20 protein-coding genes are annotated in these 22,850 nt (G+C 71.0%); 12 read left to right on the forward strand and 8 right to left on the reverse strand.

From position 1 onward, the window contains the following. Positions 1 to 3: 3 nt before the first annotated feature. The 3 genes from IF29_RS0136105 (at position 4) to IF29_RS0136115 (ending at position 3,685) form a co-directional block, all read left to right on the forward strand. Positions 4 to 1,014 carry a TIGR03842 family LLM class F420-dependent oxidoreductase gene (locus tag IF29_RS0136105; protein WP_030264692.1) on the forward strand — a complete coding sequence of 337 codons (1,011 nt, stop codon included), beginning with the start codon at positions 4 to 6 and terminating at the stop codon, positions 1,012 to 1,014. 123 nt (positions 1,015 to 1,137) lie between these two features. After that, positions 1,138 to 2,682: an NCS1 family nucleobase:cation symporter-1 gene (locus IF29_RS0136110; protein ID WP_030264693.1), complete on the forward strand. Its 1,545-nt coding sequence runs from the start codon at positions 1,138 to 1,140 to the stop codon at positions 2,680 to 2,682. A gap of 184 nt (positions 2,683 to 2,866) precedes the next feature. Beyond that, the gene (locus tag IF29_RS0136115; protein ID WP_030264694.1) at positions 2,867 to 3,685 is read left to right on the forward strand and encodes a methyltransferase domain-containing protein; all 819 of its coding nucleotides are present in this window, start codon (positions 2,867 to 2,869) and stop codon (positions 3,683 to 3,685) included. A gap of 27 nt (positions 3,686 to 3,712) precedes the next feature. Here the strand turns inward: IF29_RS0136115 and IF29_RS0136120 are convergent, their stop codons facing one another. After that, entirely contained in the window at positions 3,713 to 4,306 is a 594-nt protein-coding gene (locus tag IF29_RS0136120; protein ID WP_030264695.1) for a TetR/AcrR family transcriptional regulator, read from the reverse strand. 119 nt (positions 4,307 to 4,425) lie between these two features. Between IF29_RS0136120 and IF29_RS0136125 the strand changes: the two genes are divergently transcribed. Continuing rightward, positions 4,426 to 5,403, forward strand: coding sequence for an oxidoreductase (locus IF29_RS0136125; RefSeq protein ID WP_051726491.1), 978 nt, complete (start codon positions 4,426 to 4,428; stop codon positions 5,401 to 5,403). Positions 5,404 to 6,179: 776 nt separating this feature from the next. After that, positions 6,180 to 6,533, forward strand: a complete 354-nt coding sequence (locus tag IF29_RS0136130; RefSeq protein WP_037597990.1) for an MmcQ/YjbR family DNA-binding protein — start codon at positions 6,180 to 6,182, stop codon at positions 6,531 to 6,533. Between the two features lie 22 nt (positions 6,534 to 6,555). On the opposite strand, the gene IF29_RS0136135 is transcribed toward IF29_RS0136130, so the two are convergent. Beyond that, positions 6,556 to 6,840 carry a hypothetical protein gene (locus tag IF29_RS0136135; protein ID WP_030264708.1) on the reverse strand — a complete coding sequence of 95 codons (285 nt, stop codon included), beginning with the start codon at positions 6,838 to 6,840 and terminating at the stop codon, positions 6,556 to 6,558. A gap of 220 nt (positions 6,841 to 7,060) precedes the next feature. On the opposite strand from IF29_RS0136135, the gene IF29_RS0136140 reads away from it, so the two are divergent. Next, on the forward strand, positions 7,061 to 7,585 hold the full coding sequence (locus tag IF29_RS0136140; RefSeq protein WP_030264711.1) for a hypothetical protein: 525 nt from the start codon (positions 7,061 to 7,063) through the stop codon (positions 7,583 to 7,585). Between the two features lie 6 nt (positions 7,586 to 7,591). Here the strand turns inward: IF29_RS0136140 and IF29_RS0136145 are convergent, their stop codons facing one another. The 6 genes from IF29_RS0136145 to IF29_RS0136170 form a co-directional block, all read right to left on the reverse strand. Beyond that, positions 7,592 to 9,097, reverse strand: a complete 1,506-nt coding sequence (locus tag IF29_RS0136145) for an FAD-dependent monooxygenase (RefSeq protein ID WP_030264715.1) — start codon at positions 9,095 to 9,097, stop codon at positions 7,592 to 7,594. Positions 9,098 to 9,159: 62 nt separating this feature from the next. After that, on the reverse strand, positions 9,160 to 9,768 hold the full coding sequence (locus IF29_RS0136150; protein WP_030264718.1) for an acyl-CoA-like ligand-binding transcription factor: 609 nt from the start codon (positions 9,766 to 9,768) through the stop codon (positions 9,160 to 9,162). Between the two features lie 68 nt (positions 9,769 to 9,836). Then, complete coding sequence (locus IF29_RS0136155) at positions 9,837 to 11,243, reverse strand: SGNH/GDSL hydrolase family protein (protein WP_232242748.1); 1,407 nt, start codon at positions 11,241 to 11,243, stop codon at positions 9,837 to 9,839. Positions 11,244 to 11,331: 88 nt separating this feature from the next. Then, positions 11,332 to 11,799 carry a hypothetical protein gene (locus IF29_RS0136160; protein WP_030264721.1) on the reverse strand — a complete coding sequence of 156 codons (468 nt, stop codon included), beginning with the start codon at positions 11,797 to 11,799 and terminating at the stop codon, positions 11,332 to 11,334. Next, a complete protein-coding gene (locus IF29_RS0136165) occupies positions 11,796 to 12,230 on the reverse strand; it encodes a MarR family winged helix-turn-helix transcriptional regulator (RefSeq protein ID WP_030264722.1) in 435 nt (144 codons plus the stop codon). Before IF29_RS0136165 ends, IF29_RS0136160 begins: the two co-directional genes overlap by 4 nt. A gap of 50 nt (positions 12,231 to 12,280) precedes the next feature. Further along, entirely contained in the window at positions 12,281 to 13,477 is a 1,197-nt protein-coding gene (locus IF29_RS0136170; RefSeq protein ID WP_030264724.1) for an ROK family transcriptional regulator, read from the reverse strand. Positions 13,478 to 13,804: 327 nt separating this feature from the next. Here IF29_RS0136170 and IF29_RS0136175 point away from each other — a divergent pair, with 327 nt between their 5' ends. The 6 genes from IF29_RS0136175 to IF29_RS0136200 all read left to right on the forward strand — a co-directional run bounded on the left by IF29_RS0136175 (position 13,805) and on the right by IF29_RS0136200 (position 22,835). Beyond that, a complete protein-coding gene (locus IF29_RS0136175) occupies positions 13,805 to 15,940 on the forward strand; it encodes a fibronectin type III domain-containing protein (RefSeq protein ID WP_084715429.1) in 2,136 nt (711 codons plus the stop codon). Positions 15,941 to 16,016: 76 nt separating this feature from the next. Continuing rightward, the gene (locus tag IF29_RS0136180; protein WP_084715430.1) at positions 16,017 to 16,952 is read left to right on the forward strand and encodes a carbohydrate ABC transporter permease; all 936 of its coding nucleotides are present in this window, start codon (positions 16,017 to 16,019) and stop codon (positions 16,950 to 16,952) included. Between the two features lie 28 nt (positions 16,953 to 16,980). Beyond that, positions 16,981 to 17,919 (forward strand): carbohydrate ABC transporter permease, encoded by a 939-nt coding sequence (locus IF29_RS0136185; protein ID WP_030264734.1) that lies wholly within the window; start codon positions 16,981 to 16,983, stop codon positions 17,917 to 17,919. A gap of 8 nt (positions 17,920 to 17,927) precedes the next feature. After that, complete coding sequence (locus tag IF29_RS0136190; RefSeq protein WP_030264736.1) at positions 17,928 to 20,402, forward strand: glycosyl hydrolase family 95 catalytic domain-containing protein; 2,475 nt, start codon at positions 17,928 to 17,930, stop codon at positions 20,400 to 20,402. Further along, on the forward strand, positions 20,396 to 21,370 hold the full coding sequence (locus IF29_RS0136195; protein ID WP_051726492.1) for an acetylxylan esterase: 975 nt from the start codon (positions 20,396 to 20,398) through the stop codon (positions 21,368 to 21,370). The genes IF29_RS0136190 and IF29_RS0136195 overlap by 7 nt, the downstream gene beginning before the upstream one ends. A 121-nt stretch (positions 21,371 to 21,491) precedes the next feature. Continuing rightward, positions 21,492 to 22,835 carry an ABC transporter substrate-binding protein gene (locus IF29_RS0136200; protein ID WP_030264742.1) on the forward strand — a complete coding sequence of 448 codons (1,344 nt, stop codon included), beginning with the start codon at positions 21,492 to 21,494 and terminating at the stop codon, positions 22,833 to 22,835. Positions 22,836 to 22,850 lie beyond the last annotated feature (15 nt).

The following is a 22,850-nucleotide window of genomic DNA, read 5'->3' on the forward strand; positions in this document are numbered from 1 at the left end:
AGCATGGACTTCGGCCTGGTACTGCAGACGGACCCGCCCGCACAGCTGCTGATCGACCGGATGAAGCGGGCCGAGACGGCGGGCTTCGGCTACGGCTGGACCTTCGACTCGGTGGTGCTGTGGCAGGAGCCCTTCGTCACCTACGCCCGGATCCTCGCCGAGACCGAGCGGATGACCGTGGGCCCCATGGTCACCAACCCGTCCACCCGCACCTGGGAGGTGACCGCCTCCCTCTTCGCCACCCTCAACGACACTTACGGCAACCGCACCGTCTGCGGCATCGGCCGCGGCGACTCGGCGATGCGGGTGGCCGGACGCAAGCCGGCCACCCTGGCCCGCCTCGGCGAGGCCATGCACGCCATCAAGGAGCTCGCCGAGGGCCGGGAGACCGTGGTCGACGGCACCGCGATGCGGCTGCCCTGGGTCAAGGACGGCTCGCTCCCGATCTGGATGGGCGCCTACGGGCCCAAGGCACTGGAGTTGACCGGCCGTCAGGCCGACGGCTTCATCCTGCAGTTGGCGGACCCATTCCTCACCGAGTGGATGGTCAAGGCGGTCCGCAGCGCCGCCGAGCAGGCCGGTCGTGACCCCGACGCGATCAGCATCTGCGTCGCCGCCCCGGCCTACGTCACCGACGGCAGCGACGAGCAGCTCGCCCACGCCCGGGAACAGAGCCGCTGGTTCGGCGGCATGGTCGGCAACCACGTCGCCGACCTGGTCAGCCGGTACGGCGAGCACTCGGACATGGTCCCGGAGGCGCTGACCGACTACATCAAGGACCGGGCGGGCTACGACTACAGCCACCACGGCCGCGCCGGCAACCCGGACACGGCGTTCGTCCCGGACGAGATCGTGGACCGGTTCTGCCTGCTCGGCCCGGTCGAGGCGCACCTGGAGAAGCTGGAGCAGCTGCGCGCCCTGGGCGTGGACCAGTTCGCCGTCTACGCCATGCACGACGCCGTCGAGAGCACCATCGACGCTTACGGATCCGACATCATCCCCGCCTTCACCTGAAACACACCGGCTCCAGCCTGCTCGGACAGGCACAGCACGGCCCCCACCCGCAGCACTGCCCACCCGCACCACGCACCGCCTCGTTCCAGCCCCCGCACGAGACCCCCGCGATCCGAGGTGCCCATGTCAGCTACTGCCCAGCCCACCGATCTGACGTCCAGACAGCTCACCGCCCCGGACGGCCGGGTGGAGCTCGCTCCCGACGTCGTCCTGGACGACCCCCGCTTCGCCAACGGCGACCTGCTGCCGGTGCCGCTGGAGAAGCGCCGCTGGACCACCTACAACTACATGGCCCTGTGGGTCGGGATGTCCCACTGCATCCCCTCCTGGACGCTGGCCTCCGGGCTGGTCGCGCTCGGCATGGACTGGAAGCAGGCGGTGTTCACCATCGCCCTGGGCAACCTGATCGTGCTGGTGCCGATGCTGCTCAACGGCCATGCCGGCACCAAGTACGGGATACCCTTCCCGGTCTTCGCGCGGGCCTCCTTCGGGGTCCGCGGGGCCAACCTGCCGGCGATGATGCGGGCCGCGGTGGCCTGCGCCTGGTTCGGCATCCAGACCTGGATCGGCGGTTCGGGCATCTTCGTCCTGGCCGGGAAGGCATTCGGCCACGGCTGGGCCAACGCCTCCACCATCGGCGGCTACGCCTGGACGCTCTGGCTGTCGTTCCTGCTGTTCTGGGTGCTGGAGATCGCCATCATCGCCCGCGGCATGGAGACCCTGCGCCGCTTCGAGAACTGGGCCGCTCCCTTCGTCATCGTCGGCGCGGTCGCGCTGCTGGTGTGGATCACCGTCAAGGCGGGCGGGTTCGGGCCGCTGCTGGACCAGCCGTCGGCGCTGGGCTGGGGGAGCGGCTTCTGGAAGGTCTTCTTCCCCTCGCTGATGGGCATGATCGGCTTCTGGTCCACGCTCTCGCTGAACATCCCCGACTTCACCCGCTTCGGCGGCAGCCAGCGCGCCCAGCTCTGGGGCCAGGCCCTGGGCCTGCCCACTACCATGACCCTCTTCGCGCTGCTCTCGGTGCTGGTCACCTCGGGCTCGCAGGCCGTCTACGGCGCCCCGATCTGGGATCCGATCGAACTCGCGGGGAAGATGGACAGCATCCCGGGCACCCTGTTCGCGCTGCTGGTGGTGCTGATCGCGACCCTCTCCACCAATATCGCGGCCAATGTGGTCAGCCCCGCCTACGACCTGGCGCACCTGCTGCCGCGCTTCGTCAACTTCCGTACCGGGGCCCTGATCACCGGCGTGATCGGGATCGTGATCTTCCCGTGGAAGCTCTACTCCAACCCCAACGTCTACATCTTCACCTGGCTCGGCACCGTCGGCGGCCTGCTCGGCACGGTCTCCGGCATCCTCATCGCCGACTACTGGATCCTGCGCCGCACCAGCCTGCACGTGGACGAGCTGTACCGTGAGAGCGGACGCTACTGGTACGCGGGCGGCTGGAACTGGCGGGCGGTGGTCGCGTTGTTGATCGGCGCGGTGCTGGCGGTCGGCGGCTCCTACTCGGCGCTGGACGCCAAGGGCGTCAAGCAGGGCCCCTTCCCGGTGCACGGACTGATCCCGTTCCTCAAACCGCTGGCCGACTACGGCTGGGCGGTCGGCCTCGCCTCGGCGATGCTGCTGTACACCCTGTTCAGCCTCAACCGGAGGGAACGCGTCTGACGGGCAGTCGGGTTGGCCTCTGACTGCACGTCTGACTGCACGTCTGACTGCATGTCTGACTGCACGTCACCCGCACGTCACCCCTGAACCGCTGCCGCCCCGTCTCGCCGTCGGGGCGGCAGCCGCATTCCCGGACGGCTGTGCCTGCACGTCCGACCCCGGGCCTCGTCCTAGAGTTGGCGCCATGAGTGCTGACGCACGGCCGACCTCCGCGTTCCATGCCGACAACATGTCCGATTCGATGACCGGCAGACTGGTCGGCGCGCTGGACGCGCAGGCGGCCAGCGCGGGAGTGCAGCGCCTGCGGGCCTGGGCGCACTCCGGGCTCGCGGCAGCCCCGGGGGAGCGGGCGCTGGACGTCGGCGCCGGCACCGGCTCGGAGACCCAGGTGCTGGCGGCGGCCGTCGGGCCGGACGGCGAGGCGGTCGGCGTCGAGCCCAATGCCGGACTGCGGGCGGTCGCCGAGCAGCGGGCGACCGAGGCGGGGAACGCGGCGCGCTTCGTCGACGGCGACGCGCTGGCACTGCCGTTCGGTGATGCCTCGGTCGACGTGGTCTGGTGCGAGCGGGTGTTCCAGCACCTCGCCGAGCCGCAGCGGGCCGCGGCGGAGATCGCCCGGGTGCTCCGGCCCGGCGGCCGGGTCGCCCTGCTGGACACCGACTGGGCAACCACGATCCTGCACCCCGGCGACCCCGCCGTCGTCGCGGCTCTGAGCAGCTGCGCCCTGGCGACCGCCGCCAACCCGTACGCCGGTCGGCGGCTGCTGGGCGATGTGACCGGGGCCGGTCTGGTGGTCGACGACATCGGCTCGCAGGCCCTGGTCCAGGACCACCGGGTGGTCACCTGGCCACTTGTGCGGATGCTGGCCGAGACGGCCCTGCGCCGCGAGCTGATCACTGCCGAGCAGCGGGACGCCCTCTACGCGGATCTGGCGGCAGCGGCCGAACAGGGGGCGCTGCACATGTCGGTGACCATGTTCGGCGTCCTCGCCCGCAAAAGCTGACGCTGACGCGGCTCAGTCGGTCGCGGCTCAGTCGGCCGTGGATCCGGCCCTGCTGCGCAGCCCGTCGCAGACGACGGCGGTGAGGTGGTCCAGCGCGGCGGCGTCGGCTTCCGGGTCGGTGCCGGTTCCGGCGCCGGTGCGTGTCAGGCAGCCGTTCATCAGGGCTTTGACGTCGGCGTAGTCGACGTCGGGGCGGACCGATCCGGCCTCCTGGGCGCGGGTGAGTAGGGCGGACAGTCCGCCGGTGAGGTCCAGTCCGGCGGTCTCGGCCGCGGACTCCAGGTCGTAGCCGGCCCCGGCGAGGGCCTCGGCCAGCCCCCGGTTGGCCGCGCCCTCGCGGATCAGGGTGGCGAAGAAGGTGAAGAACGCGGGGCCGGGCTCCTGTTCCTCGGCCAGCAGTTCCGCTTCGGCGATGAGCTGCTCCAGGCGCTGCAGCAGGATCGCCGCGAACAGCTCCTGCTTGGTGGGGAAGTGCCGGCTGACGGTGCCGGTGCCGACCCCGGCGCGTCTGGCGATCTCATGGACCGGGACCGACAGCCCCTCGGTCGCGAAGACCTCCGCAGCCACCTCCAGCACGCGGGCACGGTTGCGTCGGGCGTCGGCGCGCGGTTGCTTCGCCATCACTGAGCGGGGCCTCCCTCTTCACTTCTCGTGGACAAACGGGATGGGCGTCCCGTATATTTCAACCAAGCGGGACGTCCATCCCGATTGTATCGCCGTGCATCGGAGGAGGCACCACGATGAACAGCAACACGGCACCAGCGGCGCAGTGGACTTCGGCGGACGTTCCGGATCAGCGGGGACGGACCGTGGTGATCACCGGCGGCAACACCGGCCTCGGCTTCGAGACCGCCCAGGTGTTCGCCCAGCGGGGCGCTGTGGTCGTACTGGCCTGCCGAAACCCCGAGCGCGCGGCCGACGCCAGGGCACGCATCGAGTTCGGCGCACCGTCGGCGCAGGTCAGCACCCTGGAGCTGGACCTGGCCTCGCTGGCGTCGATCCGCAGCGCGGCCGAGCGACTGCGCGCCGACCTTCCGCGGATCGACCTGCTCATCAACAACGCCGGCGGGGTACGGCCCAGCCACGACGTCACCGAGGACGGCTTCGAGCTGACCCTCGCCACCAACCACCTCGGCCCGTTCGCCTTCACCGGCCTGCTGCTGGACCAGCTGCTGGCGACGCCCGGCTCGCGGATCGTGACGGTCAGCAGCATCGGCCACCGGCGCGGCACCATCGACTTCGACGACCTCGACCTCCAACACGGATACCGCTTCCAGACCGCCTACTTCCAGGCGAAGCTCGCCAACCTGATGTTCACCTACGAGTTGCAGCGCAGGCTGGCGGCGTCCGGAGCGGGAACCATCGCGGTCGCGGCCCACCCGGGCAACGCCCGCACCGAGTTCGGGCGCGACATGTCGGTGGTGGCCAGGACCGTGATGCATCCCCGGATGCGGCTGTTCACGTCGTGGCTGCTGCAGTCCCCGCAGATGGGCGCCCTGTCGACACTCCGCGCCGCCACCGACCCCGACGTCGAAGGCGGCGACTACTACGGCCCTCCCGGCAGGGCCCAGTTCACCGGCTACCCGACCCGGGTGCAGTCCAGCCCGCGCTCCTACGACACCGAGGCGCAGCAACGCCTCTGGCAGGAGTCCGAACGCCTGACCGGCGTCCGCTACGCGTTCGCGGGCGACACGGCGGGCAGCGTGAGTGGGGAATGACGCCTGGCGGGGGAGGCGGGGCGGCGTAGTCGGTTGTTTGCGGAAGCTGTAGGTGGCTTACATGGCGGGTTCGTTGCCGCCCTCCGCCGTCCGTGGCTTGTTGCTGTTGCTCGGCTCCGCCTCGCGGGCCAACTACAGCGGGGGAGCGGGGCCGGTGTCGGGCGCCGTTGCCGGGTGAGGCGTCGGGGGATGGGGCGCGGAAACGGTTCTGCTGAACGGCTTCGGGCGAACCGGGGTCGATTCCGGTACGTCGGGTCACTTTTGGTACGCCAGGACCAGGGCAAATAGGGCATTACGGCATGATCAAGTGACACCTTGTCCCGAAATCGACCCCGGTTCAGTCCAAGGCCCGGCTTTCTGGGTCACTGCCTGTATGCCCGGACAGCCCTCTCGGTCGAGTGACCAAAGTGGATAGGGCATCTGGCTGGGGAATCGTTTCTGCGAGCACCCCGCACCGGCCCGCCGCCCGGCAACGGCGAGATCCCGCACCCCTCCCCGTCCTTGTCGCCGCGAGCGTAGCGAGCAACAGCAACAAGCCACGGGCGGGGGTGGGCGGCAATGGTGGCGCCATGTAAGCCACCTACAGTTTCCGCAGACTACCGGCGACGCCGTCCAGCCTCCCCGATCGGGAACCTGTCCCCGTTTCGCGGACAGACCGCGTCCGTCACCCCACCTGCAGTCCCACGGGTGCGGCGAGTCCGGCCGCTTGCTGCTCCGGCGGGTGGTCGTCGCCGTAGAATCTGATCGCCGGAGTCCGGTAGCCGAAGGGAGTGCCCGTGCTCGACGCCGACGACGTCCGCCAGATCGCCCTGTCGCTGCCGCAGACGGTGGAGAAGGAGATGTGGAACCACCCGACCTTCCACGTCGCGGGCCGCATGTTCGTCACGGTCCCGGACGACGGGACGTCCTTCGCGGTGCGTTGTCCCAGGGTCGACCGGTTCGAGCTGATCGCCTCCGAGCCGGAGAAGTTCTGGGTGCCGCCGCACGAGGCCAACTCGTCCTGGGTGCGGGCCCGGCTGGCGGCGCTGGAGGACCTCGACGAGCTCCGCGACATCGTGGTCGACTCCTGGCGGCAGGCCGCACCGGATGAACTCGCGGACCTGCTGCCCCCGCCGGGGGCGGGCGGCTGACGCCCGACTGATGCCCGACCCGTCAGGCCGCCTCGTGCACCGGGCGGGTGCGGGTCCTGGGTGACTGGCGCCTGCTGCGCCGGTCGGTGATCCGGGTCGGCTGCTCGGCGGACGTCCCGGTCGGTGCCGGCGCTGCCTGAGTGAACGTCAGCAGGTCGCTGGGGCGCGGAAGGTCGGCGGTCTCGCGGCGGACGACCCGCAGCGTCGCGGTGCGCCGCTCCCCGCCGACCGACCAGGCGACGGTGCCGACGGTCCCCTCGGGGCGGAACGTGCTGTCCTGCTGGTCGACCTTGACGCTGGTGCTCATGGCTGCCTCCGTGACCTGGCTGGCTCCCCTTCCGGGGCTTGTGGGTACCACGATGTGCGCCGTGCATGTGGGGACGATGAAAACGCGCTCAATCCTGCATGGGACCGAAGGTGCATCCACTGTTTACTCGCAGGGGTCTACACGCGTAACCCTTTCGGTGTTGTCATGGACGCATCGCACTTTGCTGCCCGTGTGGCACCACTTCCAGGGAGGCGTTCCCATGTCCCGTCACCGCCTGACCGCGACCACCACCGCCCTCGCGCTGGCCGCCGGCGGCCTGCTGCTCGCGACCGGTGGCAGCGCCCATGCCGCCACCAGCTGCTCCCAGGCCTACCTGCCGTTGCCCGACCCGACCTGCCAGCCGGGCGCCTACAACCCGGACGTCACCCAGTCCACGATCGCCTCCACCATATGCGTGTCCGGCTGGACGGCCACGGTGCGCCCGCCGACCTCGTACACCGACCCGCTGAAGGTCACTCAGATCGCCCAGTACGGCTACACCGACACCTCGACCGCCGACTACGAGGAGGACCACCTGGTCCCGCTGGAGCTCGGCGGCGCGCCGCGCGACGTGCACAACCTGTGGCCCGAGCCGCGCTACGGCACCAAGACCGCGACCACCAAGGACGGCGTGGAGACCAAGCTGAAGAACGCGGTGTGCAAGGGCACGGTGACGCTCGCCGCCGCCCGCTCCGCCATCGCGAAGAACTGGACCACCGCGCTGGCCGTGGTCGGCCTGGCCTGACGGAGCTCAGGGCGCCTTGAACCAGGTGCCCAGCGCCTCGTGCAGGCCGTCGCCGGCGCTGCGGCCCGTGCTGCGGCCCGCGCCGGCCGGCCTGCCCTGCCAGGCGACGTAGCAGTCGGGGCGGAGCAGGAGTGCGGTGTCCAGTCCCGGGGCGGGTACGGCGTCGACCAGCGGGGCCCAGCGGCCCAGGTCCAGAACGCCGCTGGGATCGAGCAGCAGCGGGCGGCCGGTGCTGGTCAGCCGGCGCAGGTCGGGCAGGGTCGGCAGGTCGGGTGCCCAGCGGCCGACCAGGGGACCGGTCGCTGGGCCCGCCGGGCCCATGTCGTAGCTGATGTCCGCTCCGGACAGCAGGTCGGCGAGGTGCTGCCGTACCCCGGACTGGGCGAGCAGTTCGCCGAACAGTTCGCGCAGCGCCGTCACATCGCCGCCGGGCTGGATCAGCACCGACTGCGCCTGGGTGTGCATCGCGACCCGCCGGGCCACCGGCGCCCGCTCCGACTGGTAGGTGTCCAGCAGCCCCTCGGCGGCGTGGCCGCGCAGTTCCGCCGCCAGCTTCCAGCCGAGGTTCACCGCGTCCTGCAGGCCCAGGTTGAGTCCGGGGCCGCCGATCGCCGAGTGCACATGCGCGGCGTCGCCGAGCAGCAGGACCCGGCCGGCCCGGTACCGGTCCGCGATCCGGGTGTTGCCGCCGAACAGCCGCCGCATCACATGCGGTCCGGGCCCGGTAGGCGGGCCGAGCGGCAGGTCCGCTCCGAGTACCCGGCCGACACTGTCCCGCAGTTCGTCGAGCGAGGCCTCGCCCTCGGCGGGCTGACCCCACTCCACCGCGCTGATCAGCGGATCGCCGCCGGGGAACGGCGCCCAGGCGATCAGTCCGTGCTCGGTGCGCAGGTGCTGGAACGGCGGTACCACGCCGAAGCCGGGCACGACGAGTTCGCCGCCGGGGCCGACCATCTGCTGAGCCACGCTCACATGTCCCGCCCGCGACACCGAACTGTCCCTGGTCACACCGGGGAACGCGATCCTGCTGAGCTTGCGGACCACGCTGTGCCCGCCGTCCGCGCCGACCAGGAACGCCGCCTCGATCGGCTCGCGCCCGTGCAGTTCGACGGTCACCGACTTCTCGCCCTGCGCCAGGCCGGTCACCTGGTGGCCGCGCCGGATCTCCACCCCGAGTTCGACCGCGCGCTCGGCGAGCATCTGCTCGATCCGGCGCTGCGGCACCATCAGCGTGTAGAGCGGGTTGTCGGGTAGGTCGTGCAGGTCGAGGGGGAAGGCGCCGAACAGGAAGCGGGGCGTGGGGCCGGGTACGGCGCCGGGCGCGGCCAGCCGTTCGTACAGACCGCGCCGGTCCAGCATCCGCACGACCTGGCCGACCAGGCCGTTGGCGCGCTGCTCGGGGGAGGGCTCGGTGAGGCGCTCCAGGACCAGCGGACGCACGCCGGCCAGGGCGAGTTCACAGGCGAGCATCAGGCCGTTGGGCCCGGCGCCCGCGATCACGACGTCGATCATGGGTGGAATCCCCTTCTGGACAGGGCGCGGTGGGCAGGAGACTTGCCTGGGCGAGAGGGCGCCTAGGGCGTCGGCAGGCCCGCCGCGATCCGGGTGATGGCCTCGGTCAGCAGGCGCTCCACCGGTACCGGCGGGTCGCTGCGCAGGTAGTGCGTCAGGGCGGTGTTGACCGCGGCCAGGACCGCGGCCGCGACCAGGTGCGGGTAGAGGTCCTTCGCCGGGTCGGTGCCGGTGCGCTCGGCGACGGCTTCGGCGATGCGGGCCTCGGCGGCGGACCCGGCCCGCAGCATCTCGCCCTGCAGGGCCGGTTGTTGGGCGATCATCGCGTACACGCCCGCGCGCCACCGGGCCGCGTCGCCGACCGGGTGGGCGGCGGTCTCGGCGTCCGGTCCGAACTGCGGCAGCACCGCGTGGGTGATCGCGTCCCAGAGCGGTTCGGCGGGACGCTCGCTCAGTGCCTCGGCGATGCGCAGGTACCGGTCGAACTGGCGGGCGACGACCGCCTCGGCCTTGCTGGAGAAGTAGTTGTTGAAGGTGCGCGGCGAGACTCCGGCGGCCTCGGCGATGTCCTCCACCTTGACCTGGTCGAACCCGCGCTCCACGGTCAGCCGGATCGCCGCCCAGCTGAGCGCCGCCCGGGTCTCGGCCTTCTTGCGCTCCCGGAGTCCCATGCAGTGAGCCTAGCAAAACATGCGCGGCACGCAAATATGCGCACCCCGCAATATTTGGAGCGAGGAGATCAGGGGGTGGCGCTGGTCGAGGGGCTGGGGGTGGCCTGGGCGGCGCGGGTCAGGGCCTGCTGGTCGGCCAGGGCGATGGCGAGTTCGCCGGCCGCGGTGGGGTGCAGCGGCGCGTTGGCGTCCGGGCCCTGGACGAAGGACTGGTCGCTGCACAGCTGGTGGCCGTCGAAGTGCTGCGGCACGTCGATGAAGCCGAAGGTGCGCGCCCCCTGGCGGAGCACGGTGTTGAGGTCGTCCAGCCGGGACTGCAGCACCTTGGCCTTGGCGCTGGTGATGCCCTGGGCGGCGAGGCAGCCGAGGTTCTCGCCGAAGGGGTTGTAGTACTCGTTGACCAGGACGGTGGGGTGCTGCGGCAGCGCGGCCAGGTCGCCCAGCAGTTCGTAGTAGTCGGCGGTGAACCCGGCGATCTGCTGCTGGAAGTAGGCGGTGGAGGCCTTGTCGTCGCAGGCGTTCGCGGCCGCGCACAGCTCGGTTATGGCGGACCAGTGGATGTCGTTGGCCCCGATGCTGACGATGAACACCGAGGCCGGGGCCGCCTGCCGGGCCAGCGAGAACTGCGTGGGCGCCTCGGCGTCGCCCAGCCGCTGCGGGCCCAGCAGGCCGCCGGGGATGGTGGCGCCGCTGCAGGCCAGATTGAGCACCTTCCAGCCGTTCACCAGGCTCAGGTCGGCCGCGAACGAGTCCCTGCTGCGTCCGCAGGCCCGGTCCAGGGCATCGGGATGGTCCACGAGCGGGTTGCCGATGGCCGCGGCGGTGGAGTCGCCGAGCACCACGGCCTGGATGCCCTTGATGGCCGGTCCGCTCGGCGGCGGCGGGGCCGTCGGGTCCTCGCCGACCAGGTCGGCGATGGTGCGGACCTGCCGCAGCACCTTCGGGGTTGAGGAGGCCATCAGGTAGACGCCGACGGCGTTCAGCACGACCACCGCCGCGACCGAGGCGGCGAGCATCTTCAGCATGGCCGCACGGCTGGAGCGGCGGACCCCGGCGACGGCGACCGCCAGCAGCGCCGCGAAGCCGGCGGCCACCAGGGTCTCCCACACCAGGTAGCGGGTCCAGCCGGAGGACAGCGCCCGGCTGATGCCGGCCTCGGCCGACTGCTGCTGGTCCGGTTTGGTGATCGAGTTGGCCTGGGCGTTGAGGTCGATGTGGGTGAGCCGCAGGCGCGGCCGGATCGGCCCGTCGAACTGCGGCCGGGTCGGGATCTCCTCGCCGAAGAGGTCCAGCTCGCCCGGGCCGGACAGGCTCAGGTCCGGTGAGGCGGCGCCGACCTGGATGCTCTGCCCGACGGCGGTCACCGACTGGAGCGGGGTGACCTGCACGGACAGCCAGACGGCCAGTGCTGCGGCGACGAGCACGACGGCACCGGCGCCCAGCGCCGCCAGGATTCGGCGGATCCAGAGGTGCACGAGTTCCCCTCCGAGCGACGACCGCTACCGCAGTCCCCTAGCCGTTGCCGGCCGTCCCAAACCCGAAGCGGGCCGACCGGGGGCGGGGCTACCGGGGCGGCTGCCAGGGGAAGGGCGCGAGGTCGGGTTCCACCCAGCCGGTTCGGGCCCCCGTCCCGGCCAGCGTCGCGGGCCGGTAGAAGCGGGTGAGCAGCCGCTTGTCGAGGAGCGCCGTGTGGTGCTCGGCGAAGGCGTCGAATGCGTCGAAGGTGTCCGGGGCGCCGGAAGTCCCGGAACTTGTCCTCGTTTCGAGGACATGATGGGCCACCAGCTCGACCCAGGCCCGGCTGACCGTGGCGTTGTACTTCTGCGGTGCGCCGGCGTAGCGCGCGGTGCTCCGGATGCCCTCGCTCACCAGCTCCACTGCCGCGGAGGTGCCGAACCTCCGGACGGCCAGCCAGGTCAGCCGGATGTGCTGGCGGTGGCCGAAGCGGTCGGCGTCCGCCATCACCTCCCGCATCAGGGTCTGGAAGTCGGGTGTGTCGACAGACTCGGGGCCGACTGGATGGTCGCTCATCGTTCCCCCTCGGTCAGGGAGTCCAGGACGGTGTGGAACCCGGAGACCGCCTCGGGGGGCAGGTCGCTCAGTGCTCGCTGCTCCAGATCGGCCAGGGTCCGCCGGATCACGGCGGCCGCGGCACGGCCGGACGGCGTCAGCCCGACGAGCACGGCGCGGCGGTCGCCGGGCACGGCGCCCCGGGTGATGTGGCCGCGCCGCTCCAGCCGGTCCAGCACGCTGGTCAGCGTCGTCGGCCGGGTGCCGATGGCGGCGCCCAGCTCGGAGACGGTACGGCCGCGGTCGTCGGCCAGGTTGGCCAGTGCGTTGATCTCCGATGCGGTCAGTTCGAGTTCGGCGAGTTCGGCGGCGAGCAGCTGCAGCGTGATGTGCGTCGCGCGCTGCAGTGCGAGCAGCACCGAGGGTCCTGGAGGGACGGATTCGGACTTCACGCTTTCGGATAATACGCTTTCGTAGCTAGTTGGTCCATGCGACAGCCGGGCTACTTGGGCGGGGCGAAAAGGTGCTGAGCCGCGACGGCGGCGCCACCGCGGGCCCACTCCTCGAACGGCAGCGGCCGCAGCAGCAGGTCGCACTCGGCGGCGGCGCCGAAGGCCCGGGCGGCGAAGGTCTCGCGGACCTGGTCGGCGAAGAGGTCGTAGGTCGCCACGCCCTCCCCGGAGATGATGATCCGTTCCGGGCCGATCAGATTGGCGACCGAGGCGATGGCCAGTCCCAGTGCGTGTCCGGCCCGGGTGAAGACCGCGCGGACCTCCGGATCCCCGGAGTGGGCCAGGCGGACCGCCTGGGTCATGGTCAGCCCCGGGTCGCCGGTAGCGGCCCGGGCCTGTTCGGTGATCGCATGGGTGGAGGCGACGGCCTCCACGCAGCCGGTGTTGCCGCAGGTGCAGGTGCGCTCGGTGCCGCCGACCGGCAGGTGGCCCACCTCGCCCGAGACGCCGTGCGCCCCGGAGACGACGCGGCCGCCGATGGACAGCCCGCAGCCGATGCCGGCTCCCACGGTGATCAGTGCGAACGAGGAGAGGCCGGCCCCGGCGCCGAACCACTGCTCGGTGACGGTCAGCGCGCGGACGTCGTTCTCGATCACGGTCGGTGTCGAGGTGGCCGTCTCCACCAGTTGGGCCAGGGCCACCCGGTGCCAGTTCAGGAACGGGGAGTACTGCACCACGCCGGTCTGCCCGTCCACGTCCCCGGAGATGGTCACCCCGATGCTGTGGATCCCGCCGTCCTGGACGCTGCCGTCCTGCCCGCCGCCCCCGCCGCTGCCGTCCGGTCCGGTGGGGACTGCGGCGCGCAGTTCCTCGACCAGTCGGGCGATGGCCAGCACGACCGTGCCGACGTCCCTGGAGTCCAGTACGGCGCGGCGGGTGACCAGTGGACGGGCCGTCAGATCGGCTACCACGCCGATGAGTTCGTCGGCGGTCACCTTGACCCCGATGAAGCGGGCGCGCTCCCCGCGCACCGCGATGAGCGTGGCGGGCCGGCCCGTGGCCCGTTTCGGGGCGGGTTCGGCCAGTTCGGCGATCCATCCGTCGGCCAGCAGCGGTGTGGCGACCTTGGTGACGGCGCCGGGGGAGAGCCCGGTGCGCCTGCCGGTCTCGGCCCGGGTGAGCGGTCCGTGGGCGAGCAGGGTCTGGAACACCAGCGCTGCGGCGGGTGGCTGGTCGGAGAGTGTCACGGGCTGACCATACCTTTCTGCAGGAAAGTAAAGAAGTCCCTGGTTGTCGCCACTCCCTAAGAGTTTCTCTCAGGAATCCGCGAAACGTGGTGCCGACTATGTTGACGCTGGAAGGAAACCCTGGCTACAGTCGCCGCAATCCACAGCAGAGTGGACCAGGACAGTCCGCTCTGCCTCCGAGTGCGGCCGGCTCCCACCCCACCCCCACCCCCCGGCCGCGGACGCTTCTGCTCTTCCACCCATTTTCCGGACGGCCGATCGTGCGCGGGCACGATCGGGGCTTTGTCAGGTCCCGATCAGTAAACAGCGCGCCGAGATGGAGTAGTCATGGCACCTCCTCCAGCAGGACCCGTACGCCTCCGACCCACCCGTACGCCGTTCCGGCGCGGACTGCGGAGCACCCTCGCCCCCGCCGTGCTGACGGCGGCCGCGCTGGTGGCCGCCTTCGCGGCGCCGACCACGGCCGTCGCGGCGGCGCCCGCCGCCGCCAGAACAGCCGCCGCGCCGGCCCCGGCAGCCGCCCCGGCCTCGCATCCGTCCACGGTCCTGGCCCAGAAGCCCTATCTGGGCTGGAGCAGTTGGAGTCTGGAGTCGACGAACTACCCGGGCGTCAACACGACCGGCTCGGCCAGCTGGCTGACCGAGGCCCACATCCTGCAGCAGACCGACGTGGTGGCCGCCAAGCTCAAGTCGCACGGCTACCAGTACGTCAACATCGACGCCGGCTGGCAGAACGGCTTCGACGGCTACGGGCGCCCGCTGGCCAACACCACGACCTTCCCCGACGGCATCGCCCATGTCGCCGACTACGTCCACGGCAAGGGCCTCAAGCTGGGCATCTACCTGGCGGTCGGGCTGGACCCCAAGGCCTACGGCACCGGGACCACTCCGATCTACGGCGCGGCCGGCTGCACCACCAAGGACATCGTCTATCCCGACCTGCGCACCACCAACGGCTGGAACAGCGCCTACAAGATCGACTTCTCCAGCTCCTGCGCCCAGGCCTACATCGACTCCATCGCGGACGAGTTCGCCGGCTGGGGCGTGGACTTCCTCAAGCTGGACGGGGTGGGCCCCGGTTCCTTCCAGGGCGGCGCCAACTACGACAACACCGCCGACGTCGAGGCCTGGTCCCAGGCGCTGAAGCAGACCGGCCGTCCGATCCAGTTCACCATCTCCTGGGCGCTCAGCCACAACCAGGCCGACGTCTGGAAGGCCAACTCCAACGGCTGGCGGATCGACACCGACGTGGAGTGCTACTGCGGCACGTTGGTGACCTGGAACAACTCGGTCAAGCAGCGCTGGAACGACGTGGTCCAGTGGATCCCCGACGCCGGACCCGGGCACTGGAACAACCTGGACTCGCTCGACGTCGGCAACGGGGCCATGGACGGTCTCACCGACGCCGAACGGCAGAGCTACGCCACCCTCTGGGCGATCGAGTCGGCACCGCTGTACTCCGGTGACGACCTGACCAAGCTGGACAGCTACGGCCTGTCGCTGCTGACCAACGACGAGGTGCTCGCCGTCGACCAGGCCGGCACCCCGGCCACCCCGGTCAGCCAGAGCTCCGACCAGCAGACCTGGTACACCCGCAACGCCGACGGCAGCTACACGGTCGCCCTGTTCAACCTCGGCAGCGACCCGGCCACCACCACCGCCAACTGGAGCGACCTGGGGATCAGCGGCTCGGCCGCGGTCCGCGACCTGTGGAGCCACCAGAACCTCGGCCAGTCCAACGGCAGCTTCAGCGCGGCCCTGCCCGCCCACGGCTCGCGGCTGCTGCGGATCACCCCGGCCGGCAGCAACAAGCCCACGATCCCGGCGAACGTGCACGGCACCGCCTCTACGTCGTCCAGCGTCTCGCTGGCCTGGGCCCCCTCGGCGGCCGGTAGTTCGGCCGTGACCGGCTACGAGGTCTACACCGACGGGAAGAAGTCCGTCTCCGTCAGCGGGACCTCGGCCACCGTCTACGGCCTGGGGTACTCCAGCACCCACACCTTCACCGTGCTGGCCGTCGACAGGTCCGGGCACCGGTCGGCGGCCGGGACGCCGCTGACGCTCACCACCAAGGGATCCGGCGGCGCGGTCGGCTACGAGGCGGAGTCCTCCGCCAACACGCTCACCGGCAACGCCTCGATCGCCGACTGCAGCAACTGCTCGGGCGGCAAGAAGGTCGGCAACCTGGGCGGTACCGGGACGCTGACCTTCCCCGACGTCACCGTGGCGAGCGCCGGCACCTACCTGGTCGACATCGCCTACGTGGACGGCGACTCCAGCCGCACCGTCGTGGTCACCGTGAACGGGACCTCCTTCAAGCTCCCGCTGTCCGGCACCAACAACAACGACTGGGGCACCCCGCAGACCGTCACCGTCCCGATCCAGCTGAAGGCCGGTGCCAACAGCATCGAGTTCGGCAACCCGACCGACTACGTGTCGGACATCGACAAGATCACCCTCTAGTACCGGCGGTGGCCCGCCCCCATCCGGCGGGCCGCCGACCGGCCGCACCGCCGCAGCCGTAGCAAAGGAGCACACCGTGGCGCAGGTCATCGAGCAGGGACGAGGCAGAGCACGGGGCAGCACGTCCGGGCGCGCATCCGCGGCGCACCGGCACGACGGCCGGCTCGCCTTGATCCTGATCACCCCGGCCGTGGTCGGATTCCTGGTCTTCTTCGCCTATCCGACGGTGCGCGGCATCTACCTCAGCTTCACCGACTTCCACGTCCTCACACCGCCGAAGTGGGTGGGCCTGGCCAACTTCCGCGAGCTGGTCGGGGACGACGTCTTCTGGCACTCGCTGCGGGTCACCCTCTACTTCGTGCTGCTGTCGGTGGTCGTCGGGGTGCTGGTCTCGCTGGTGACCGCGGTGGTCCTGCACCGGCTGACCAGGTCGACGGTGATCCGTGCGCTGATCCTGCTGCCGTTCCTGATCTCCGGGGTGGTCGCCGCACTGGTCTGGTCCTGGATGCTCGATCCCCAACTGGGCATCGTGAACGTGGTCCTGAACAAGCTCACCGGTCACACCGTGATGTTCTTCGGCACCAGCGCCTGGGCGATCCCCTCGCTCGCCCTGATCAGCGTCTGGAAGTCGATGGGGTACAACGCGGTCCTGATCTTCGCCGGGCTGCAGACCATCCCGGCCACCGTGTACGAGGCCGGACGGATCGACGGGGCGAGCGAGTTCCAGATGTTCCGGCGGCTGACCGTGCCGCTGCTGCGGCCGATCCTGGTGATGGTGGTCATCCTCAGCGTGATCAGCTCGTTCCAGGTGTTCGACATCGTGCAGGTCACCACCAAGGGCGGTCCGGCCGACGCCTCCAACGTGCTGCAGATGTACATCTACGACAAGGCGTTCAGCCAGTTCGACTTCGGCTACGCCGCGACCATGTCGCTGGCCCTGTTCGTGATGCTGATCGCGATCACCTTCACCCAGATGCGGCTCGCCCGCGCCAACGAGTCGGACCTGAACTGAAGGAGGCGTGACCTTGTCCACCGCGACGATGCCGGGGCGCAGTACGCCCCACGACACCCGTACCCCGCACACCTCGGGCAGTGCCCGCAGGGCCGGCTTCTCCCCGGGCCGCGCCCTGGCCTGGCTCTACATCGCCGGCGTCGTGCTCGTCACGATCTTCCCGTTCTACTGGATCCTGCGCACGGCGCTGTCCAACAACTACGCGCTGGCCACCGATCCGTCCTCACCGCTGCCGGTCGGCTTCACCCTCGGCGGCTTCGAACGCGCCCTCGGCATATCGAGCGTCGCGGAGGCCCAGGCCCAGGGCGGCTCGGGGGCCTCACTGGACACCGCGCTGTTCCTGCGCAACTCGGTGATCTACGCCGGGGTGCTGACCGCCTGCATCGTCTTCTGCTCGGCCATCGCCGCGTACGCCTTCTCCCGGCTGCAGTGGCGCGGGCGCAACGCGGTCTTCTCGGTGCTGCTGTGCGCGCTGATGGTGCCCGGAATCCTCACCCTGCTGCCCAACTTCGTCCTGATCAAGGACCTCGGCCTGACCAACACCTTCGCCGGGATGATCCTGCCGGGCGCCTTCTTCTCGGCGTTCAACATCTTCTTCCTGCGCCAGTTCATGCTCGGGCTGAGCACCGAGATCGAGGAAGCCGCGATCATCGACGGGGCCGGCCCGCTGCGGGTGCTGTTCAGGATCACCCTGCCGATGACCGCGGCGCCGCTGACCACGCTCACCATGCTGACCTTCATCACCACCTGGAACGACTACTTCTGGCCGCTGCTGGTGACCAACGACGACAGCGTGCGCCCGCTCACCCTGGCCCTGGCCGTCTTCAAGCAGTCCTCCCCGCAGGCCGCGCCCGACTGGGCCGGACTGATGGCAGCCACCCTCATCGCCGCCCTGCCGATGCTGCTGCTCTTCGCCGTCTTCGGCAAACGGATCGTCAACTCCATCGGCTTCTCCGGAATCAAGTGAGTCACCCCATGAACCCCATCCCCGATTCCCCTGCCCCGTCCGAAGAGCAGGACCACCGGCTCCGGCTCTCCTGGCCCCGCCCCGCGGCCGTCTGGAACGAGGCCGCCCCGGTCGGCAACGGCCGGCTGGGAGCGATGGTCTTCGGCGGCGCGCACAGCGCGCGCATCCAGATCAACGACTCCACGGTCTGGTCCGGCACGCCCGGCGGACCTGCCGCCGCGCTGGAGCAGGTCCTCGCCCGCGGCGCCGGTCCCGAGCGGCTGGCCGAGGTGCGCGAGGCGCTCAGGAAGCAGGACCACGCCACCGCCGAAGCGCTGCTGATGGACTTTCAGGGCGACTACAGCCAGGAGTACCTGCCCTACGCCGACCTGCTGATGACGCTGGGAGCCGACGGCGAGGGGCCCGGCGAGGCCGCCTACCTCGGCCGGACCCTGGACCTGGACGACGGCGTGGTGGAGGAGGAGTTGGAGCTGGACGGCCTCCGGGTCCGCCGGCTCACCTGGGCCAGCGCCCCCGCCGGTGCGCTGTGCGTGTCCCTCGCCGTGGAGGGCGGACGCACCGACCTGCGGCTCGCGCTGACCTCCCCGCTGCGGGTGGTGCACTCCGGCTACGACCACGCCGGCGGCGTTCTCGGGGTCGAGATACCCGTGGACGGCGCCCCCTCGCACGAGCCCTCCGTCGCCGAACCGCTGCGCTACGCCGACGCACCCGTCGACGGCTACGACCCCTACGGCGCCGTCGCGCTGAGCATCGCCACCGACGGCCGGGTCGGCACGGACGAGGGCGGCTGGTCGGTCCAGGGCATGTCGTACGCGCTGCTGACCTTCGCCAGCTCCACCAGCGCCGCCGACCACTGGGCCGGCCGCCGGTCCCGGACCCGCCAGGAGCACCGGGACGCGGCCGCCGCCACCGCCTCCGACGCCCTGGCCCTCGGCGCCGACGAACTGCTGCGCGGGCACCGGGCCGATCTGCGGGCCCTGCTGGGCTCCGCCGAACTGACCATCGGGCCGCGCCGGGCCGGAACCTTCGACGTGGAGCGGGACGTCCTCGGCGGCGGCGACGAACTCCTCACCGCCACCGTGCTGTTCCAGCTGGGACGGTACCTGCTGGCCTCGGCCTCGCGCCCGGGAGCCGGACCGCCGGCCAACCTGCAGGGGATCTGGAACGCCGATCTGCGTCCGGCCTGGTCGTCCAACTACACCGTCAACATCAACACCCAGATGAACTACTGGGGCGCCGAGGCCGCCGGGCTCGGCCCGTGCCACGAGCCGCTGTTCGACCTGCTGGACCGGCTCGCCCGGACCGGCGGCCCGGTCGCCCGCGAGCTCTACGGTGCGCGCGGCTGGGTCACCCACCACAACACCGACATGTGGGGCTGGGCGCTGCCGGTCGGCATGGGCCACGGCAACCCCTCCTGGGCGATCTGGATGACGGGCGGCGTCTGGCTGTCCCAACACCTCTGGGACCACTACGAGTTCACCCGTGACACCGGATTCCTCCGGGACCGCGCCTGGCCGGTGCTGCGCGGCGCCGCGCTGTTCTGCCTGGACTGGCTGGTCGACGACGGCAACGGCTTCCTGGACACCCTCCCCGGCACCTCGCCGGAGAACCTGTTCCGTGCCGCCGACGGCGGCCCGCGGTCGCTGACCCGCTCCCCGGCCATGGACAGCGCCCTGATCCGGGCACTGTTCGAGCGCACCCTGCGCACGGCGGAACTGCTGGGCCTCGACGACGACCCGGTGACGGCGGAGATCGGCGCCGCGCTGCCACGGCTGCGCCCGCCGCTGGTCTCCGCCGGCGGCTGGCTGCAGGAGTGGGCCGAGGACCTCCCCGAGGTGGACCCCACCCATCGGCACCTGTCCCAGATGGTCGCGGTGCACCCGCTGGGGCAGATCGACCCGGACGCCACGCCGGAACTGGCCGCCGCCGCACTGCGGCTGATGGACCGTCGCGGCCCCGGAGCGATGGGCTGGTCCTGGGCCTGGAAGACCGTGCTGCGGGCCCGGCTGCGCGACGCGGCCACCGCCCGCGCGCTGTTCCTGGAGGCGTCCGGGCCGCTGGCGGCCGACCCGGACACCGACGCCGCGGTCGACGGCTCGCAGTGGGGCGGGCTGCTGCCCAACCTCTTCTCCACCCACCCGCCGTTCCAGATCGACGGCAACTACGGGCTGATGGCGGCGCTTACCGAGATGGTGCTGCAGAGCCACGCCGGCACGGTCCACCTGCTGCCGGCCCTCCCGGCCGAGTGGCCGCAGGGCCGGGCCCGGGGGCTGCGCTGCCGCGGCGGGGTCGAGGTCGACTTCGCCTGGTCCGGGGGCGTGCCAAGCCTGGTGACGGTCCGTCGGGTAAACGGTGACGGCGCGGAACCGGTGCTGGTGCGCTTCGCCGAGCGGACGGTGACGCTGAAGCTGGCGGTGGGGGAGCAGGCCGTGCTCGACGCCGGGCTGCGGGAGGTCCCCGGGGAGGTGACGGCACCGTGCTGACCGATCTGGACCTCCCCGCGCTGTGGGAGTACCGCAGCAGCTTCCAGGAACCCGCCGACTTCGACGACTTCTGGAGCGGCACCCTGGCCGAGGCCCGCGGCCACGAGCTGGCGCCGACGCTGACCCCGGTCGAGACCCCGCTGGAGACCGTGGAGGTCTTCGACCTGACCTTCGCCGGCTTCGGCGGCCATCCGGTCCGCTGCTGGCTGCGGGCGCCGCGGCAGCGTAGCGGGCCGCTGCCGGCGGTGGTGCAGTTCCACGGCTACGCCAGCGGGCGCGGACACCCGCTGGACGACCTGCTGTGGGCCTCGGCCGGCTTCGTCCACCTGGTGATGGACGTCCGCGGCCAGGGCGGCGCCTACGCGGGCGGCGGCGCCACCCCCGACCCGGTGGGCAGCGGCCCCTCCCACCCCGGCTTCCTGACCCGGGGCATCGAGGATCCGCGCGACTACGTGTACCGGCGGGTGTTCACCGACGCGGTGCGCGCCGTGGAAGCGGTGCGGCAGTCGCCGCTGGTCGACCCGGGCCGGGTCGGCGTGGTCGGGGCCAGCCAGGGCGGCGGCATCGCGCTCGCGGTCGCCGGACTGGTCCCGGAACTGGGCGCGGCCCACTTCCAGGCGCCGTTCCTGTGCGACGTCCGGCGTGCGACGCGGATCACCGGCAGCGGCCCCTACACGGAGCTCGCCGGCTACCTGGCCGCCCGCCGGGACCGGGTCGAGCAGGTCTTCGCCACCCTCGGCTACTTCGACGGGATCGCCTTCGCCCGCCGGGCCGACGCACCCGCCTGGTTCTCCGCCGGACTGATGGACGGTGTCTGCCCGCCGTCCACCGCCTTCGGCGCCTTCCACGCCTACACGGGGGCCAAGCAGATCCGGGCCTGGGAGTACAACGGCCACGACGCCGGCGGCAGCGACGACCTGGCCGTGGTCCTGCCCGCCTTCCGGGACCTGCTCAAGCACGGGCGCTGAGCGCCGCCCACCCGAACCGATCCCACCTCACCCCACCCCACGGCACCGGCCGCACCGGCCGGTGCCGGGATCCCTCCTGCCCGCGTCCTCCCGGCGCGGCCGATGAATCGAGGAACGAACCATGAGAATCCGCACCCTTCCCGCGCTCGCCGTGGCCGTCGCCCTGACCGCCGTCGTCTCCGGCTGCGCCAGCTCGTCGAGCAGCGCGTCCGGTTCGAAGACCATCAACTGGTGGACCTGGGACGACAAGCAGGCCGCCGCCTACCAGACCTGTGCCACCGCCTTCGAGAAGGCCAACCCGGGCGTCACCGTCAAGATCTCGCAGTACGACGTCGCCGACTACTTCACCAAGCTCACCGCCGGCTTCGTCGCCGGGAACGCCCCGGACGCCTTCCAGAACAGCGTCCAGTTCTTCCAGGCGTACGCCTCGCAGCACCAACTGCTGGCGCTGGACAGCGACATCGCCGCGAGCAAGTTCGACATGTCCAAGTTCTCGGTCGGCGTGGACGCCTGGAAGTTCACCGACGGCAAGCAGTACGCGCTGCCGCTGGACTGGGCGGCCACCGGCATGTACTACAACGCCACCAAGCTCGCCCAGGCCGGCTACACCAAGCAGCAGGTCGACTCGATGACCTGGAACCCCACCGACGGCGGCACGTTCGGCAAGATGGTCGCCCACCTCACCGTGGACGACAAGGGCGTGCGCGGCGACCAGCCCGGCTTCGACAAGGCGCACGTCAAGACGTACGGCTTCGGCGCGATCGCCGCCAAGGACTTCATCGGCGAGTCCACCTGGAGCTCCTTCGTCGCCACCACCGGGTGGACCCTCGGCGACAAGGCCACCTGGCCGACCGTCTTCAACTACGACGACCCGCGTTTCGTGCAGACCATGGACTGGGTGCGCTCGCTCACCGACAAGGGCTACGCGCCCAAGATCGGCACCTTCACCACCAGCGACGTGGACCAGCTGTCCTCCGGCAAGGTCGCCATGGAGACCGGCGGCTCCTGGGAGGCGTCGACCTTCGCCAAGATCCCGGGCGTCAAGGTCGGCATCGCGCCCACCGTGCTGGGCCCCGACGGCAAGCGTGCCGTGATGAGCAACTCCAACGGCAACAACATCTGGGCCGGGACCAAGAACCCCGACCTGGCCTGGAAGTGGGTCTCCTACATGGGTTCGGAGGAGTGCCAGAGCGCGGCGTCGACCACCGGCACCTTCTTCCCGTCCATCCCGGCCGCGATGAACTCCTCGGCCAAGGCCATGGCGGCCCAGGGTGTCGACCTGTCGGTGTTCACCGGCATGATGACCAACAAGGTCCTCTTCGCCGCGACGGTCTACGGCAACGGAGCCGCCATGCAGGACGCCATGGAGCCGCAGTTCGAGGCATACTTCGCCGGCCAGAAGAACGACGACGTGTTCGCGACGATGCAGAGCAAGAGCAAGAGCATCCTCGCCGGCAACAACTGACCCCCCGGTACCGGC

Source organism: Streptacidiphilus jeojiense (assembly GCF_000719095.1).
Taxonomy (GTDB): domain Bacteria; phylum Actinomycetota; class Actinomycetes; order Streptomycetales; family Streptomycetaceae; genus Streptacidiphilus; species Streptacidiphilus jeojiensis.